This is a genomic window from Microbacterium nanhaiense, assembly GCF_014646015.1.
GTDB lineage: Bacteria > Actinomycetota > Actinomycetes > Actinomycetales > Microbacteriaceae > Microbacterium > Microbacterium nanhaiense.
In genome coordinates this window covers 205,017-218,810 of the sequence record NZ_BMMQ01000005.1, presented here as the reverse complement: position 1 = coordinate 218,810, position 13,794 = coordinate 205,017, and the positions used below count along the sequence as shown (strand labels likewise).

The window sequence follows — 13,794 nt, the reverse complement described above, 5'->3', positions numbered from 1 at the left end:
TCCGTGCCGGTGGGTGGGGTACTACAGGGTGAACTCGTCGAGGCGCACGGTGCGCTTCTCGCCGAGGGATCGATAGCTCGCTTCGACGAGCGCCATGGTCCTGACGTTGTCGGCGACGGTGAGCGCGGGCTCCTCGCCGCTCTCCAGGGCGTACTGCAGTTGTTCCATCACGCCGGCGAAGGCGTGCGGGAACCAGTGCGTGTCCCAGGTGGGGGTCCGCCAGTGCCCGTCGGTCTCGATCGTCGACGCGTAGGACAGCGTGGACGGCTCGCCGTTCGGCCAGCCGATCGTTCCCTTAGCGGCGCCCTGGGTGCCCTCGACGCGCCACGAGATGAAGAAGTCGGAGTCGTAGCCCTCCTGGCGCGGGCCGCCCCAGACATCCTCGCGGGTCGTCGCGAGCACCCCGTTGTCGAAGAGGATCGTGGACGCCGCGATCCCGTCGACGTGCGCGAAGGCGGTTCGCGGATCCGTGCGCGCCGCCGTCGAGACCTCCACCGGCTCGCCGAAGAGGTAGCGCAGGGCATCGAGGTGATGCACGCCCATGTTCGCGATCGTCAACCGGTCGTAACTCTCGAGGAACGACTGCCAGTGCGGCACGGCGTGCATGTCGATCGCGGCGAAGACCGGTTCGCCCAGTGCGCCGCGGTCGAGGAGCTGCTTGAGCACCCGGATCGACTGGTCGTATCGCATGTTCTGGTTGACGGAGAGGAGGGTGCCGGATGCCCGGGCCTCGTCGCGCAGGGCGATCGCCTCGTCGAGCGAGAGAGCGAGGGGCTTCTGCGCGAGGATCGCCCTGACGTGCGGCGCGGCGAGCGCCTCGCGGATCAGCGCCGGCTGCTGGTCGGGCGGAAACGCGATGTCGACGATCTCGATCCGCGGATCCGCGATCAGGTCGCTCGGGGTGTCGTGCACGGTCTCGATGCCGTGCCGTGCGGCGACCTCCGCGGCGTGTGCTCGCGAGCGCGAGGCGATCGCCGCAACGGGGAAGCCCGCGAGGCCGTAGGCGGTGAGGTGTTCGTTGGCCATGATCGCACCGGCACCGATCGCTCCGATCATGTGGTTTCGCGCGCGGATCGGCGGGTCGGGTACGAGGCCCGCGTCGTCAGCTGTCATGCGTACTTCCTCCGTGAAGCGTCGCCGTACTCATCATTCGACAGTCGTATGATGATGACATCGTGGCATACGGCGCAAGCGCCATCAATGCCCCTCGAGGGTGAGATTCAGACCCGCTCGCGGCGAGCGCACGTGCGGCCCGGCGAGCACTCCCCACGCGCTCTCGGCGTGCGCCTGCCGGATGGCGCCCTCGTCGATCGCGATACCGACGCCCGGCTCGTCGCCGAGCACGACCCCGCCGTCGGCGAACTCCTGGTCGAGCGTGAGGCCGAACGGCTGGCCGAAGTCCTGGATCTCGGCCGTGAGGTGGTTCGGCACCGCGGCCGCGGCCGCCGTGACGGAGTGGTTCGCGGTGAGCCCGACGGGGCTGATGGGCAGGTCACGCGAGTGAGCCATCACGGCGACGCGGAGGAAATGCGTGATGCCCCACACGGCGCCCGCCTGCACGATGCCGACGCCGCCGGCGTCGAGCAGCGGGCGGTACTGCTCGAGGCCCGTAAGGTTCTCCCCGGTCGCGACCGCCGCGCGGATGGACGAGGCCAGACGCGCGTGCCCCGGCGCGTCCCAACGGCGCAGCGGCTCCTCGATCCAGGCGAGATCGATGCGCTCCTCGAGGCGCGAAAGGTAGCGGACCGCCTGCCCCAGGTTCCACGACTCGTTGACGTCGAGCATGAGGTCGGCACCGGGCATCCGCTGCTGAAGCACGTCGAAACGGGCGAGGTCGCGCTCGAGGCTGCGCCCGCCCTTGAGTTTCGCTGAGGTGAAGCCGCGTTCGGCAAAGCGCCCGTAGAGAGCGCCGAGCTCGTCGTCCGACAGCGCGATGTCGAGGGCGGACGCGTAGCCGGGCACGAAGCGATCGGCCGCGCCGAGCAGGCGCCACAGCGGCTCGCCGGCGATCTTCGCCTTGAGGTCCCAGAGCGCCGTGTCGAAGGCGCCTACGCCGCCGAAGGTCGCCCCCGCGTGCGAGGACTTGAAGACTCGCGCGAGCATCGCGTCGTAGAGCGCCGACACCGCTCGCGGATCCCGCCCCTCGAGTGCCGGGAACAGGCGGTCGAGGTCGGCGTGGGATCCCATGCCCACCCCTTCGATGCCCTCGTCGGTTTCGAGAACCACGAGCGGCACGTCGGTGACGCCGGAGGCGATGAACCCATTGACGTCGCCGACCGGCCGGCCCCAGTCGTGCACGGTGCGGAGCGTGCGGTACCCCGTGATCTTCATATCGTCCTCGAATCAGAGATCAGAATCTGGAAAGACCATACATCATATGTCTGCTGATTGCCGAACGTTCTCGCGAAGATGGACGGATTTCCTCATAGAGTGACCCCATGAACACGCCCCGTCGCACCCCCATCGAACGCATCGGCACGACCGTGCTGCGCGAGCTCGTCGAGCAGATCGTCACGGGCGTTCACCCATCCGACTCGACGATGCCGACCGAGGCCGCGCTCAGCGAGGAGTTCGGCGTGAGCCGCACCGTGATCCGCGAGTCGATGAAGCGCCTGCAGGAGAAGGGCATGGTGACCGTCGCGCAGGGACGCGGCACCAGCGTCAACCCCCGCACCAGCTGGAACATGCTCGACCCCCTCGTCATCGATGCGCTCGTCGCCAACGACGACAACCTGACGGTTCTGGACGAGCTGAGCATCGTGCGCGCCGCCCTCGAGGCCGAGATGGCGGGGGCCGCCGCGCAGCGGCTCGACGACGACGGACTCGAGCGCCTCCGCGCGGCGCTTCAGAACATGGCCGACAACATCGACGACCAGGCGGAGTTCCGCCAGGCGGACGTGCGCTTCCACCACGTCGTCATGTCGCTATCGGGCAACACGCTCGCGGAGAACATCGCCCGCGTTCTCATCGGACACGCGGTCGGAAGCTCGCGCTTCATGGGCCACGACCCCGCTCATTCCTTCGAGCTGACGCTCGCCGAACACGGGCGCATCACGGAGGCCATCGCGGAGAGCGACGCGGCCGCGTCGCGCACCGCGATGAGCGAGCACATCCTCGGCTCGTGGAGCCGCCGCAGGGATCCGTCACGCGGGGAGTAACGGGAGAACATCATTCATGTGATGTTTGTTGACGAGCGTTCATCAGACGTAGTACATTTCTCGGGACATCCGCACCACTCTCCTGCACCGCAGCGGATCATTCCGAGAGGATCGCAATGAAGCGAACAATCATCACCACCGCCGTCGCGGGCGTCGCGCTCGTGACCCTCACCGGCTGCGGCGGCGCCGCGCCGACCACGCCGGGAGACTCCGGTTCGACGGACGCCCCGTCGGGCGGATCCGCTCAGGAGCTGACGATCTGGAACTGGGGCGATGCCGACGAGGCTGCTGCCGCGTACACGGAGGACGTGAAGGCGGCGTTCGCGGAGATGCACCCCGACGTCACCGTCGAGATCGTGAACCAGCCGTTCGACCAGTACTACACGCTGCTGGGGAGCGCGATCGAGGCCGGAACGGGGCCGGACCTCGCCCTCTACAACGGCGGCACGCAGATCAAGAGCCGCGCGGCATCGCTCGTTCCGGTCACGGACGAGCTCGCCGATCTGAAGGACCAGCTGGCGGGATGGCCCGCGTTCGAGGAGGGCGGCGAGACCTACTCGGCGCCCACCTTCCTGCAGGGCTTCCCGATCTACTTCAACAAGGCGCTCTTCGCGGAGGCCGGGCTCGACGCCGACAACCCACCCCAGACGTGGGACGAGCTCACGAGCGCGTGCCAGGCGATCCTCGACAGCACCGACGCCTCGTGCTTCGCTCTCGGCAACAAGGAGGGCCTCGGCATCGAGTTCTTCCTCTCGGGCTTCGGCTCGGGCGTGTTCACCCCGGAGGAGTACGACGCCTGGATCGCGGGCGAGCGCGACTGGACGAGCGAGCACGCCACGCAGGTCCTGCAGATGTGGGCCGACTCGTCGGCCGACGGCTGGTACAACGACGGCGCCAACTCGACGGCGATGTTCAACGACTCGTTCGACATCTTCTCGGCAGGCGACGCCGCGCTGGTCATCGGCCTCATGAGCGGCACCGCCCACTGGAAGCAGTTCGATGAGTTCCTCGGCGACGACCTCGGCTTCGTGATGCCGGTGGCGACGAACGACGGCACGACCGTTGCGCTCCCCGCCGAGGGCGGCATCGGCTACGGCATCCTCAACGAGGAGAAGAAGGACCTCGGGGTCGACTGGATCCGTGCGTCCGTCGACCACGACGCGCTCGCCGCGTACTCGCTGGCCGGCGGCCAGATCACCTCCGACACGACGATCACCCTCGACACCGACATCTCGTCGGCGAACGAGATCGTCGCCGAGCTGCCCGGCAGCAAGCCGCTCCTGCACACCGCGCTCGGCGCCGACGAGCTCGACCTGCTGCACCGCCTCGGCCAGCAGCTCCTGAACGGCGACGTGACGGTCGCCGATGCCACGGCGCAGCTCGCTGACGCTGCGAAGGGCTGATCCGCATTGTCGAACTACGCAACGTCGACCCGCACCCTTGTCACGAGCGGCAAGGGTGCGGGTCGCCCGCGCGGCTCGCAGTCGCCGCGCCGTCGGCGCCCCTGGAACGCCGAGCGTCTCGCGCCGTACCTGATGGTGCTGCCCGTCATCGCCATCCTCGTCGTCTTCCGCCTGTACCCGCTGGTTCTCGGCATCAACTTCTCCTTCACCGGCGACGGTGAGCTCAACGGGCAATTCGTCGGCCTCGACAACTACACCTTCCTGCTGTACGACGAGCGGTTCATCGCCTCGGCAAAGAACGTCGTGATCGTCCTGCTGTTCGTGCCGGTGCAGGTGTTCTTCGCGGGGATCCTCGCGACCTTCATCTTCCTCAAGGTGCCCGGGCACCGCTTCTACCGCAGCGTCTACTTCCTTCCGGTCGTTCTCTCGCCCATCATCATCGGCGCGATCTTCAACATCATCCTCAGCGCGAACGGCCCGTTCAATTCCGCCCTCGGCGCGATCAACCTGCCGGCCGTCGACTGGCTCGGCCTACCCGCCACCGCGCTCCCGACGGTCCTCGTCGTGCACATCTGGGCGACTTTCGGCATGGCGTTCACGATCTTCCTCGCGGGCTTCGCGACGCTCGACGCGGAGCTCCTCGATGCCGCGAAGATCGACGGCACGAACCTGTGGCAGCAGATCGTCCACGTGATCATCCCGAGCCTCAGCCAGACGATCCAGTTCGTGTTCGTGACGACCACCATCGGCATGCTGACGGGCCTGTTCGCCCTGCTCTACACGATGACGGCCGGCGGTCCCGGAGCCTCCAGCTACCTGCCCGAGTTCCTCATCTGGAAGCTCAACGGAGAGGCGCGCCCCGCCCTGGCGTCCGCCGCGAGCGTGTTCCTGCTGCTGATCGTCCTCGTCATCGGGCTCATTCAGATCCGCGTGCTGCGCCGCGCGACGAAGGAGGCATGATGCGCCGCCAACGCGCCACCCAGTGGGTGATCGCCGTGCCCATGATGGTGCTCGCGCTCGCCACCATCTACCCCATGCTCTTCGCGCTCAACGTCTCGCTGAAGGACCGCAAGGGGTACGTTCTCGACCGGCTCGGCGTGACGCAGACGTTCAACGTGCAGAACTTCGCGGACGCCTGGACGAACGCGAGCATGGGCCGCTACTTCCTCAACACGATCATCGTCACGGTGATCTCCGTCGCGATCCTGCTCCTGCTGGCGTCGATGTGCGGCTATGCCCTCAGCCACCTCGCATTCCGGGGCAGCAAGGTGGCGTTCCTCATCATCCTCGCGATGATGATGATCCCGTTCCAGGTGATCATGGTGCCGACGATCAAGGTGCTGAGCTCGATGGGGTTGATCGACACCTTCCCTGGCCTCATCATCGCCTACGTCGCCCAGTACCTGCCGTTCACGGTCTACTTCATGACCTCGTACTACTCGGGCATCCCGAAGGAAATGACGGAGGCGGCCCGCGTCGACGGCAACGGCCTCTTCGGCGTGTGGTGGCGCATCATGGTGCCGAGCGGCAAGCCCGCGCTCATTTCGATGGGCATCCTGAACGCGCTGTTCATCTGGAACGACATCCTCATCGCGCTGCTGCTCATGCAGAGCCCCGAGAAGCGTACCGTCATGGTCGGCGTGAGCACGCTGCGCGGCCAGTACCCGGATAACGTGCCGACGTACATCGCGGGCGTGATGCTGACCGTGCTGCCGATCATCGTCGTCTATCTCATCTTCCAGCGACAGATCACGGCCGGCGTCACCGCCGGCGCAACGAAGGGCTGATCCTCCATGAGTACCGACCGCATCGAGGTCTACGTCGCCCCCGACGGTTCGCCGTTCGCCGACGGCTCGCACGGTTACCCCGCGAACGACCTGGCGCACGGGCTCGACCTCGTGCGTCGGCGCCGCGAGCCCGGCCAGCGGGCGGTGATCTGGATGGCGGGCGGCGAGTACGCGCACGCCGAACCCGTCGTGTTCGACGCGACCGACTCGTTCACCTCGGTCGTCGCCGTCGACCCCGCGGATCCGCCGGTGCTGCGCGGCTCGGTGCGGATCGCGGGCTGGCGGCCCGTCACCGTGAACGGGCGTTCCGTGTGGGCGGCGCCCGCGCCCCGCGCGAGCGGCCGCCGGCTCTATGTCGACGGGGGCGCCGCGCCCCGCCCGCGATACCCACGCGAGGGCTTCCTGCGCGTGGAGGAGCAGGAGGGTCTGGATCCGAAGGGCAGCTTCGTCGGGACGCTCTTCGACGGATCCGCAAGCTTTCGGTACCGCGACGGCGAGATTCCCGAGCTCGCCGAGGAGAGCGCCGTCGAGATCGTCGTGCCGCACTACTGGGTGCAGGAGCGGATGCCGATCGCATCGATCGATCGCGCGGCGCGCACCGTCACGAGCAGCCTCACGAGCATCTTCGCGCTGCGGGACGACGCGGCCGCCACCTTCGCCCGCTACTACCTCGACAACGTCGCCGAGTCGCTCGGCGAGGTCGATGGCGAGTGGTACCTGGACGCCACCGGCCGGATCTCCGGGCTCGAGGGGCCGCACATCCTCTTCGCCTCCGCCGAGTCGCCCGAGCATCTCGACGTGCGTTTTCCCGTGACCGACGCCTTCGTGTCGGTCGAGGGCACGGCGGAGCGGCCCGTGCGCGAGGTGCGCTTCGAGGGCATCTCCTTCGCCGAGGCCGACTTCGCCTCGGTTCCGCCCGCGACCCCGCCGTTCGGGGTGAGGGAGGATCCGCAGCTTCCCGCCGACGGACGCTACGCCGCCGACGTGCAGGCGGCCGCGACCGTGCCCGCCGCCTTGCGCTTCGCGTACGCGCGCGGCTGCGCCGTCACGGGCGGATCCGTGGAGCGCGTCGGCGGATATGGGCTCTCGCTCGGGGCCGGATCGCGCGGAAACCTCGTCTCCGGTGTCGTCTTCCGCGACCTGGGCGCGGGAGCCGTCCGCTCCGGCGGCGGCATCGACCCGCTCGCCGCGGACTTCAACCGCGCCAACGAGGTCTCCGACTGCACCGCGGAGCGCGGCGGGCAGGTGTACCGCGGCGCCGTCGCGATGCTGTTCCAGCATGGTTCGCACAACGTCATCGCGCACAACGAGATCCGCGACTTCCCCTACTCGGGCATCTCGGTCGGATGGATGTGGGACTATCTGCGCAGCCCGTCCGAGGGCAACCTCATCGTCGGCAACCACATCCATCACCTCGGCCAGGGCAAGCTCAACGACATGGGCGGCGTGTACCTGCTGGGCATCGCGCCCGGGACTGTGGTGCGCGGCAACCACATCCACGACGTCGAGTGCCAGAACTACGGGGGCTGGGGCATCTACCTCGACGAGGGCTCCAGCCACGTCGTGATCGAGGGCAACGTCGTGCACGATACCTCGAGCCAGTGCTACCACCAGCACTACGGGCGCGAGGTCATCGTGCGCGACAACATCTGGGCGCGCGGCCGCGAGGGCCAGATCTCGATTACCCGCCCCGAGGACCACACCTCGTTCACCTTCCTGCGCAACATCGTCGTGGGGAGCTCCTCCCCCGGCTTCGTCGGAACGCCGGGCGCGCGCGACGTGCGGAACTATCGGATCGACAGCGACCTGAACCTGTTCTGGGATGCCTCGCCCATCCCCGGTGCGGTTCGGGCCGCGAACGCGGAGCGCCCGAAGGGCGCCGACGGATCCGTCGGCTTCGACATCACCGAGGCCCTCGATGCGGAGTGGGCGAGGCTCGACCACGACCTGCATTCGATCGACGCGGATCCGCGTCTCTCGGACGACTTCACGGTTGACGCCGAGTCCCCGGCCCACGATCTCGGGATCCGGATCCCGGACGTCTCGGGCGCCGGCCCCCGCGCCGTCCCCGACCGCCGCCACCCGTTGGCCGGCCCCACACTCGTCGACCCGTTCCTGCCAACGCAGGGCTGAGCGAGGTCCGTCACACGCCGCACCCTCTCATCCGCACCCCCACCCGTTCAAATGACACTTATGAGGGGTATCGCGCCCCTCGACGGCCCACAAGTGTCATTTCAACGGGTGAGCCAGAGGGTGTTCTCGTAGCGTTTGAACCAGCTGACCTGGCGGCGGGCGTAGCGACGGGTGAGGGCCTGGGTTTCGGCGATCGCCTCGGCCTCGGTCTTCTCGCCCTTGAGTTGGGCGAGGGCCTGGGCGTAGCCGATCGCGCGGCTTGCCGTCTTGCCCTCTTCGAGCCCCTCCGCGCGCAGGGCGTCGGTCTCGGCGAGCATGCCCTGTTCCCACATCAGCTCGACGCGGCGGTCGAGGCGTTCGACGAGCCTCTCCCGCTCCATGCGCAGCCCGGCGATCGTCATGTCTCGCCACGGCACGGGCTTCTCCGGCAATGCGGCGCCGTGGCCGGCATCGCCCTGTGCGAGCACCTCAAGCGCGCGCACGACGCGGCGGCCGTTGCGCGGATCCACCCGCTCGGCCGTCGCCGGATCCTTCAGCCGAAGCTCCTCGTAGAGCGCGCCGGCGCCCTCCGACTCGAGGCGCGCCTCGAGCTCGGCGCGGAGCTCGTTGTCTCGCGGCGGGAAGCGGAAGTCGTAGATCACGCTCGACACGTAGAGACCGGATCCGCCGACGAGGATCGCGTGGCGACCGCGCGAGATGATGTCATCGATCGCGGCGCGCGCCTGCTCCTGATAGGCGGCGACCGCCGCCTCCTGTGTGACGCCGAGCACGTCGAAGAGGTGGTGAGCGATACCGCGGCGCTCGCCGACGGGCAGCTTCGCCGTGCCGATGTCCATACCGCGATAGAGCTGCATCGCGTCGGCGTTGACAATCTCCGCCGCCCGGCCGTGCCCGTCGAGCGCTTCCGCAAGATCGAGGGATAGCTCACTCTTGCCCGTGCCCGTCGCGCCCACGACCGCCCAGAGGTGCGGCTCGTCCGCCGCCTCCGCCGCGTTCCACAGCAGGGTGTCCGCCGACGGCGCCCCCACGGATCCGGGATCAGCCGCGGCCGCGGGGCCGGCGATCACAGCCCAACGCGGAGCGTCGGAATGCCGAGACCGACCTTGCCGTCGCCCGCACCTGCCGGCGAGGGCACGGCGCAGCTGTCGGACAGCGAGCGATCGTAGGCGTCACCCGCGCGGGTGCGACGGATCTTCAGCGGTGCTCCGTCGGTGCTGTCGGCCAGCAGGTGCGAGGGTGCGGCATGCGTGACCGTGACGGTGACGACGTCGCCGGGGCGCGGCGTCTCGGATCCCTCCGGCACCTCGAAGTGCACGAGCCGGTTGTCTTCGGCCCGGCCCGTCAGGCGCTGCGTCGAGGCGTCCTTCTTGCCCTCGCCGGTCGAGACGAGAACCTCGATGCTGCGGCCGAGCTGCTTCTCGTTCTCTTCCAGCGTGATGCGCTGCTGAAGCGCCATGAGGCGCTCGTAGCGTTCCTGCACGACCGCCTTCGGCACCTGGTTCGGCATCGTCGCGGCGGGCGTGCCCTCGCGGATCGAGTACTGGAAGGTAAATGCGCTCGAGAAGCGCGCCGCCTCGACGACCCGCATGGTGTCTTCGAAGTCTTCGTCGGTCTCGCCGGGGAACCCGACGATGATGTCGGTCGTGATCGCGGCGTTCGGGATCTTCTCGCGCACGCGGTCGAGGATGCCGAGGAACTTCTTCGAGCGGTACGAGCGGCGCATGTCCTTCAGCACCTTGTCGCTGCCGGACTGCAACGGCATGTGCAGCTGCGGCATCACGTTCGGCGTCTCGGCCATCGCGTCGATGACGTCGTCGGTGAAGGCAGCGGGATGCGGGCTCGTGAACCGCACGCGTTCGAGCCCCTCGATCTCTCCGCAGGCGCGGAGCAGCTTGCTGAACGCCTGGCGGTCGCCGAACTCGACGCCGTAGCTGTTGACGTTCTGACCGAGCAGCGTCACTTCGATCGCGCCGTCGTCGACGAGGAGCTTGATCTCCTCGAGAATGTCGCCGGGCCGGCGGTCCTTCTCTTTGCCGCGCAGACTCGGAACGATGCAGAAGGTGCAGGTGTTGTTGCAGCCCACCGAGATGGATACCCACCCCGAGTAGTGGGAGTCGCGCTTTGTCGGCAGCGTCGACGGGAAGACCTCGAGAGATTCGAGGATCTCGAGCGACGCCTCGCCGTTGTGACGCGAGCGCTCGAGCAGCTGCGGGAGCGAACCCATGTTGTGCGTGCCGAAGACCACGTCGACCCAGGGCGCCTTCTGCGTGACGGTGTCCTTGTCCATCTGCGCGAGGCAACCGCCGACGGCGATCTGCATGCCCTTGCGCTTGTCCTTCACCGACTTCAGGTGGCCCAGCGTGCCGTAGAGCTTGCCCGCGGCGTTCTCGCGCACGGCGCACGTGTTGATGATGACCACGTCGGCGTCCTCGCCCTCTGCGGCGCGCACATATCCCGCGCTCTCGAGAGATCCGGACATGCGCTCGGAGTCGTGCACGTTCATCTGACACCCGAAGGTGCGCACCTCGTAGGTGCGGGCGCGGCCGTCTTCGTCGAAGGCAGCGGGCGACGGGTCAATGAGCGTCGGGGCAGAAGATGGCGTGGTCATAGCGAGAGCCATTCTACGGAGCTGAGGGTGTGAGCGGGGTGCGCGGACATCACGAAACGTCCGCGCACCCCGGCGCGATCATTGGAAGCGCACCCGACGGCCGCCGCCGCGCGCCTCGTCGAGCGCCTGCGTCGCGACGCGCATCGCCATCGCCCCTCCGAACCCACGGCGGGAGAGCTGCCCGACCAGGCGGCGCAGGGCGGTGTCGTGATCGAGACGCGCGAGCGACCCGGCCTTCGTGCGTGCGAACTCGAGCGCCCGCTCGGCATCGTCGTCGGGAAGCGTTTCGATCGCGCGATCGATCGCGTCGCGCGACAGCCCGCGCTTGGCGAGCGTCTGAGCCACGGCCTTGCGGCCTTGATTCTTGCGGGTGGTCGCCTGATAGACGAGCTGCTCCGCCAGCATGTCGTCGTCGATCGCACCGACGCGCAGAAGACGGTCAATGATGTCTTCCGCGAGCTCGGACTCGACGCCGTCACGACGGAGTCGATCGCGTGCCTCCCGCTCCGAGAGGCCACGTGAGCCGAGCGCACGAACGAGCCGCTGCTCGGCGCGATGCGCGATCTCTTCGGAATCCGTCTCGTCGGGCTCGGTGTTGTCGGGCGCGGTGTCGTCGGTCTCCGAAACGGAGCTCAGATCCGGAAGGGCCGCATCGTCGCCGCTCGCGAGAGCATCTGCGACGCGGCGCACGGGCGCACCCTGCCAGGTGGTGTGCCACTGCGGGTCGTTCTCGTCGAGGTCGGCCCGGGGGCCGCCGGGCCGGTTCTCCGGGTGGGCAGGCGCCTCGGGCGCCGGCCCACCGAAGAGGGGCACGACGGGGGCGAGGCGTTCGCCCCCGTCGTCATGCGAGGTGCGCATGATCAGGCCGCGGCGCGCTCGTCGCTTTCGGGCGCCTCGACCGCGGCCGAGTCGTCTTCGAGCAGGCCGAGCTTGACCTTGATCTTGTTCTCGATCTCGAGGGCGACGTCGGCGTTCTCCTTCAGGAAACGACGCGCGTTCTCCTTGCCCTGGCCGAGCTGGTCACCGTCGTACGTGTACCACGAGCCCGACTTCTTGACGATGTTGTGCTCGACGCCGAAGTCGATCAGCGAACCCTCGCGCGAGATTCCCGTGCCGTAGAGAATGTCGAACTCCGCCTGCTTAAAGGGCGGGGCCATCTTGTTCTTAACGACCTTGACGCGCGTGCGGTTACCCACCGCGTCGCCGCCGTCCTTCATCGTCTCGATGCGTCGGATGTCGAGGCGAACGGAGGCGTAGAACTTCAGCGCCTTGCCGCCGGCGGTCGTCTCGGGAGAGCCGAAGAAGACACCGACCTTCTCACGCAGCTGGTTGATGAAGATCGCCGTCGTCTTCGTCTGGCTCAGGCCACCGGTGATCTTACGCATCGCCTGCGACATCAGTCGGGCCTGGAGACCCACGTGCGAATCGCCCATCTCGCCCTCGATCTCCGCGCGGGGCACGAGCGCCGCGACCGAGTCGATGACAATCAGGTCGATCGCGCCCGAGCGGATCAGCATGTCGGCGATCTCGAGCGCCTGCTCACCCGTGTCGGGCTGGGACACGAGAAGCGCGTCGATGTCCACGCCGAGCTTCCGCGCGTACTCCGGGTCGAGCGCGTGCTCGGCGTCGATGAACGCCGCGATACCGCCCGCCGCCTGAGCGTTGGCGATCGCGTGAAGCGTCAGCGTCGTCTTACCCGAAGACTCCGGGCCGTAGATCTCGACGACGCGACCGCGCGGCAGCCCGCCGATTCCGAGGGCGACATCGAGCGCGATGGAGCCCGTGGGGATGACCTCGACAGGGGCGCGCTCTTCGCTGCCGAGCCGCATGACCGACCCCTTGCCGAACTGACGATCAATCTGCGCGAGTGCCGTTTCGAGGACTTTCTCGCGATCTGTAGCCGTAGCCATGATGAACTCCTTCTTCGCTCGTGTACCGCCGCCCATAGGCTGTCGCGATCCGCCTCACGGGGACGGATTCTTCGACAGGGCGCGTGGCGTCTTGCCTGTTTCCACGCTACGGAGAACCACTGACAAACGAAGCGGATCACCCGAAGATGTGGAGAACAAGCACGATCTCCACGTTGTGAACAACGCTACGCCTCATAGAACGAATATTCGAGATTCGGTCGGCGTGTCGAAAAGACCTTCGAAACAGATCGCCGGAAACGGGTCAGCGCGGTGGCGCCTGCAGTCCCTGTCCGTAGCGCGCCGAGTCGGGGAGATCCGTCTCATCGCAGAGCGCATTCCAGATCTCGCGCACGGAAACACCGGCGGCCAGAGCGTCATTGGCGCTCTGGCCGATTCCGGGCAGAATCAGGTCGGCGAGGATCCAGCTGGCTCGCGCGCCGAAGTGCTCATCCGCGGCCCGCAGGAACTCGCTCCGCTTCACCGGAGCGACAGCTCGGGCTCGACCTCGGCGACGAGTTCGTCGGGAACGACATCCGGGAAGGGACTCTCGATCCCCTCGAGCACGGCGAGACGGTCGCCGACGCGACGCATAACGGCCGACATCGGCACGCCGAGCGCGTCTGTCACCGATGCAAGGATCTCGCTCGAGACTTCCTTCTGTCCGCGCTCGACCTCGCTGAGATACCCGAGCGCGACGCTCGCCTTACTCGCAACCTGGCGCAGGGTCTGCCCCTGCTGCTGCCGGAAGTCGCGAAGCACGTCGCCGATCTCTTGACGAACCAGGATCATGGCGCC

Annotated in this window: 13 protein-coding genes; 5 read left to right on the top strand and 8 right to left on the bottom strand. The window is 67.9% G+C overall.

Annotated features, from left to right (window positions below):
* Positions 1-21 precede the first annotated feature (21 nt).
* Positions 22-1,113, bottom strand: a complete 1,092-nt coding sequence (locus IEX05_RS09895) for a Gfo/Idh/MocA family protein (protein ID WP_188701387.1) — start codon at positions 1,111-1,113, stop codon at positions 22-24.
* Positions 1,114-1,197: 84 nt separating this feature from the next.
* Positions 1,198-2,331 carry a mandelate racemase/muconate lactonizing enzyme family protein gene (locus IEX05_RS09890; protein WP_188701385.1) on the bottom strand — a complete coding sequence of 378 codons (1,134 nt, stop codon included), beginning with the start codon at positions 2,329-2,331 and terminating at the stop codon, positions 1,198-1,200.
* Between the two features lie 107 nt (positions 2,332-2,438).
* Here IEX05_RS09890 and IEX05_RS09885 point away from each other — a divergent pair, with 107 nt between their 5' ends.
* From IEX05_RS09885 to IEX05_RS09865, 5 genes are all read left to right on the top strand, one after another.
* Complete coding sequence (locus tag IEX05_RS09885) at positions 2,439-3,158, top strand: FadR/GntR family transcriptional regulator (RefSeq protein WP_188701383.1); 720 nt, start codon at positions 2,439-2,441, stop codon at positions 3,156-3,158.
* 116 nt (positions 3,159-3,274) lie between these two features.
* Positions 3,275-4,561, top strand: coding sequence for an ABC transporter substrate-binding protein (locus tag IEX05_RS09880; RefSeq protein WP_188701381.1), 1,287 nt, complete (start codon positions 3,275-3,277; stop codon positions 4,559-4,561).
* A gap of 6 nt (positions 4,562-4,567) precedes the next feature.
* A complete protein-coding gene (locus IEX05_RS09875) occupies positions 4,568-5,521 on the top strand; it encodes a carbohydrate ABC transporter permease (RefSeq protein ID WP_229661246.1) in 954 nt (317 codons plus the stop codon).
* Positions 5,518-6,348: a carbohydrate ABC transporter permease gene (locus tag IEX05_RS09870; RefSeq protein WP_229661245.1), complete on the top strand. Its 831-nt coding sequence runs from the start codon at positions 5,518-5,520 to the stop codon at positions 6,346-6,348. The genes IEX05_RS09875 and IEX05_RS09870 overlap by 4 nt, the downstream gene beginning before the upstream one ends.
* Positions 6,349-6,354: 6 nt before the next feature.
* Positions 6,355-8,481, top strand: coding sequence for a right-handed parallel beta-helix repeat-containing protein (locus IEX05_RS09865; protein ID WP_188701372.1), 2,127 nt, complete (start codon positions 6,355-6,357; stop codon positions 8,479-8,481).
* A gap of 101 nt (positions 8,482-8,582) precedes the next feature.
* Here the strand turns inward: IEX05_RS09865 and miaA are convergent, their stop codons facing one another.
* The 6 genes from miaA to IEX05_RS09835 all read right to left on the bottom strand — a co-directional run bounded on the left by miaA (position 8,583) and on the right by IEX05_RS09835 (position 13,788).
* Complete coding sequence (gene miaA / locus IEX05_RS09860; protein WP_373286299.1) at positions 8,583-9,485, bottom strand: tRNA (adenosine(37)-N6)-dimethylallyltransferase MiaA; 903 nt, start codon at positions 9,483-9,485, stop codon at positions 8,583-8,585.
* 59 nt (positions 9,486-9,544) lie between these two features.
* A complete protein-coding gene (gene miaB, locus IEX05_RS09855) occupies positions 9,545-11,089 on the bottom strand; it encodes a tRNA (N6-isopentenyl adenosine(37)-C2)-methylthiotransferase MiaB (RefSeq protein ID WP_188701371.1) in 1,545 nt (514 codons plus the stop codon).
* Positions 11,090-11,167: 78 nt separating this feature from the next.
* Positions 11,168-11,947: a regulatory protein RecX gene (locus tag IEX05_RS09850; RefSeq protein WP_188701369.1), complete on the bottom strand. Its 780-nt coding sequence runs from the start codon at positions 11,945-11,947 to the stop codon at positions 11,168-11,170.
* Positions 11,948-11,949: 2 nt separating this feature from the next.
* Positions 11,950-12,999: a recombinase RecA gene (gene recA, locus IEX05_RS09845; protein ID WP_188701367.1), complete on the bottom strand. Its 1,050-nt coding sequence runs from the start codon at positions 12,997-12,999 to the stop codon at positions 11,950-11,952.
* A 262-nt stretch (positions 13,000-13,261) separates the two neighbouring features.
* Complete coding sequence (locus tag IEX05_RS09840; RefSeq protein ID WP_188701365.1) at positions 13,262-13,480, bottom strand: DUF3046 domain-containing protein; 219 nt, start codon at positions 13,478-13,480, stop codon at positions 13,262-13,264.
* Positions 13,477-13,788: a helix-turn-helix domain-containing protein gene (locus IEX05_RS09835; RefSeq protein ID WP_188701363.1), complete on the bottom strand. Its 312-nt coding sequence runs from the start codon at positions 13,786-13,788 to the stop codon at positions 13,477-13,479. Before IEX05_RS09835 ends, IEX05_RS09840 begins: the two co-directional genes overlap by 4 nt.
* Positions 13,789-13,794 lie beyond the last annotated feature (6 nt).

Bases quoted from the DNA above. Each gene is read 5' to 3' on its own strand.
- IEX05_RS09850 (WP_188701369.1), bottom strand. From the start codon at position 11,947: ATGCGCACCTCGCATGACGACGGGGGCGAACGCCTCGCCCCCGTCGTG.
- IEX05_RS09870 (WP_229661245.1), top strand. From the start codon at position 5,518: ATGATGCGCCGCCAACGCGCCACCCAGTGGGTGATCGCCGTGCCCATG.
- IEX05_RS09865 (WP_188701372.1), top strand. From the start codon at position 6,355: ATGAGTACCGACCGCATCGAGGTCTACGTCGCCCCCGACGGTTCGCCG.
- IEX05_RS09895 (WP_188701387.1), bottom strand. From the start codon at position 1,113: ATGACAGCTGACGACGCGGGCCTCGTACCCGACCCGCCGATCCGCGCG.
- miaB (WP_188701371.1), bottom strand. From the start codon at position 11,089: ATGACCACGCCATCTTCTGCCCCGACGCTCATTGACCCGTCGCCCGCT.
- IEX05_RS09835 (WP_188701363.1), bottom strand. From the start codon at position 13,788: ATGATCCTGGTTCGTCAAGAGATCGGCGACGTGCTTCGCGACTTCCGG.
- recA (WP_188701367.1), bottom strand. From the start codon at position 12,999: ATGGCTACGGCTACAGATCGCGAGAAAGTCCTCGAAACGGCACTCGCG.
- IEX05_RS09890 (WP_188701385.1), bottom strand. From the start codon at position 2,331: ATGAAGATCACGGGGTACCGCACGCTCCGCACCGTGCACGACTGGGGC.
- IEX05_RS09880 (WP_188701381.1), top strand. From the start codon at position 3,275: ATGAAGCGAACAATCATCACCACCGCCGTCGCGGGCGTCGCGCTCGTG.
- IEX05_RS09885 (WP_188701383.1), top strand. From the start codon at position 2,439: ATGAACACGCCCCGTCGCACCCCCATCGAACGCATCGGCACGACCGTG.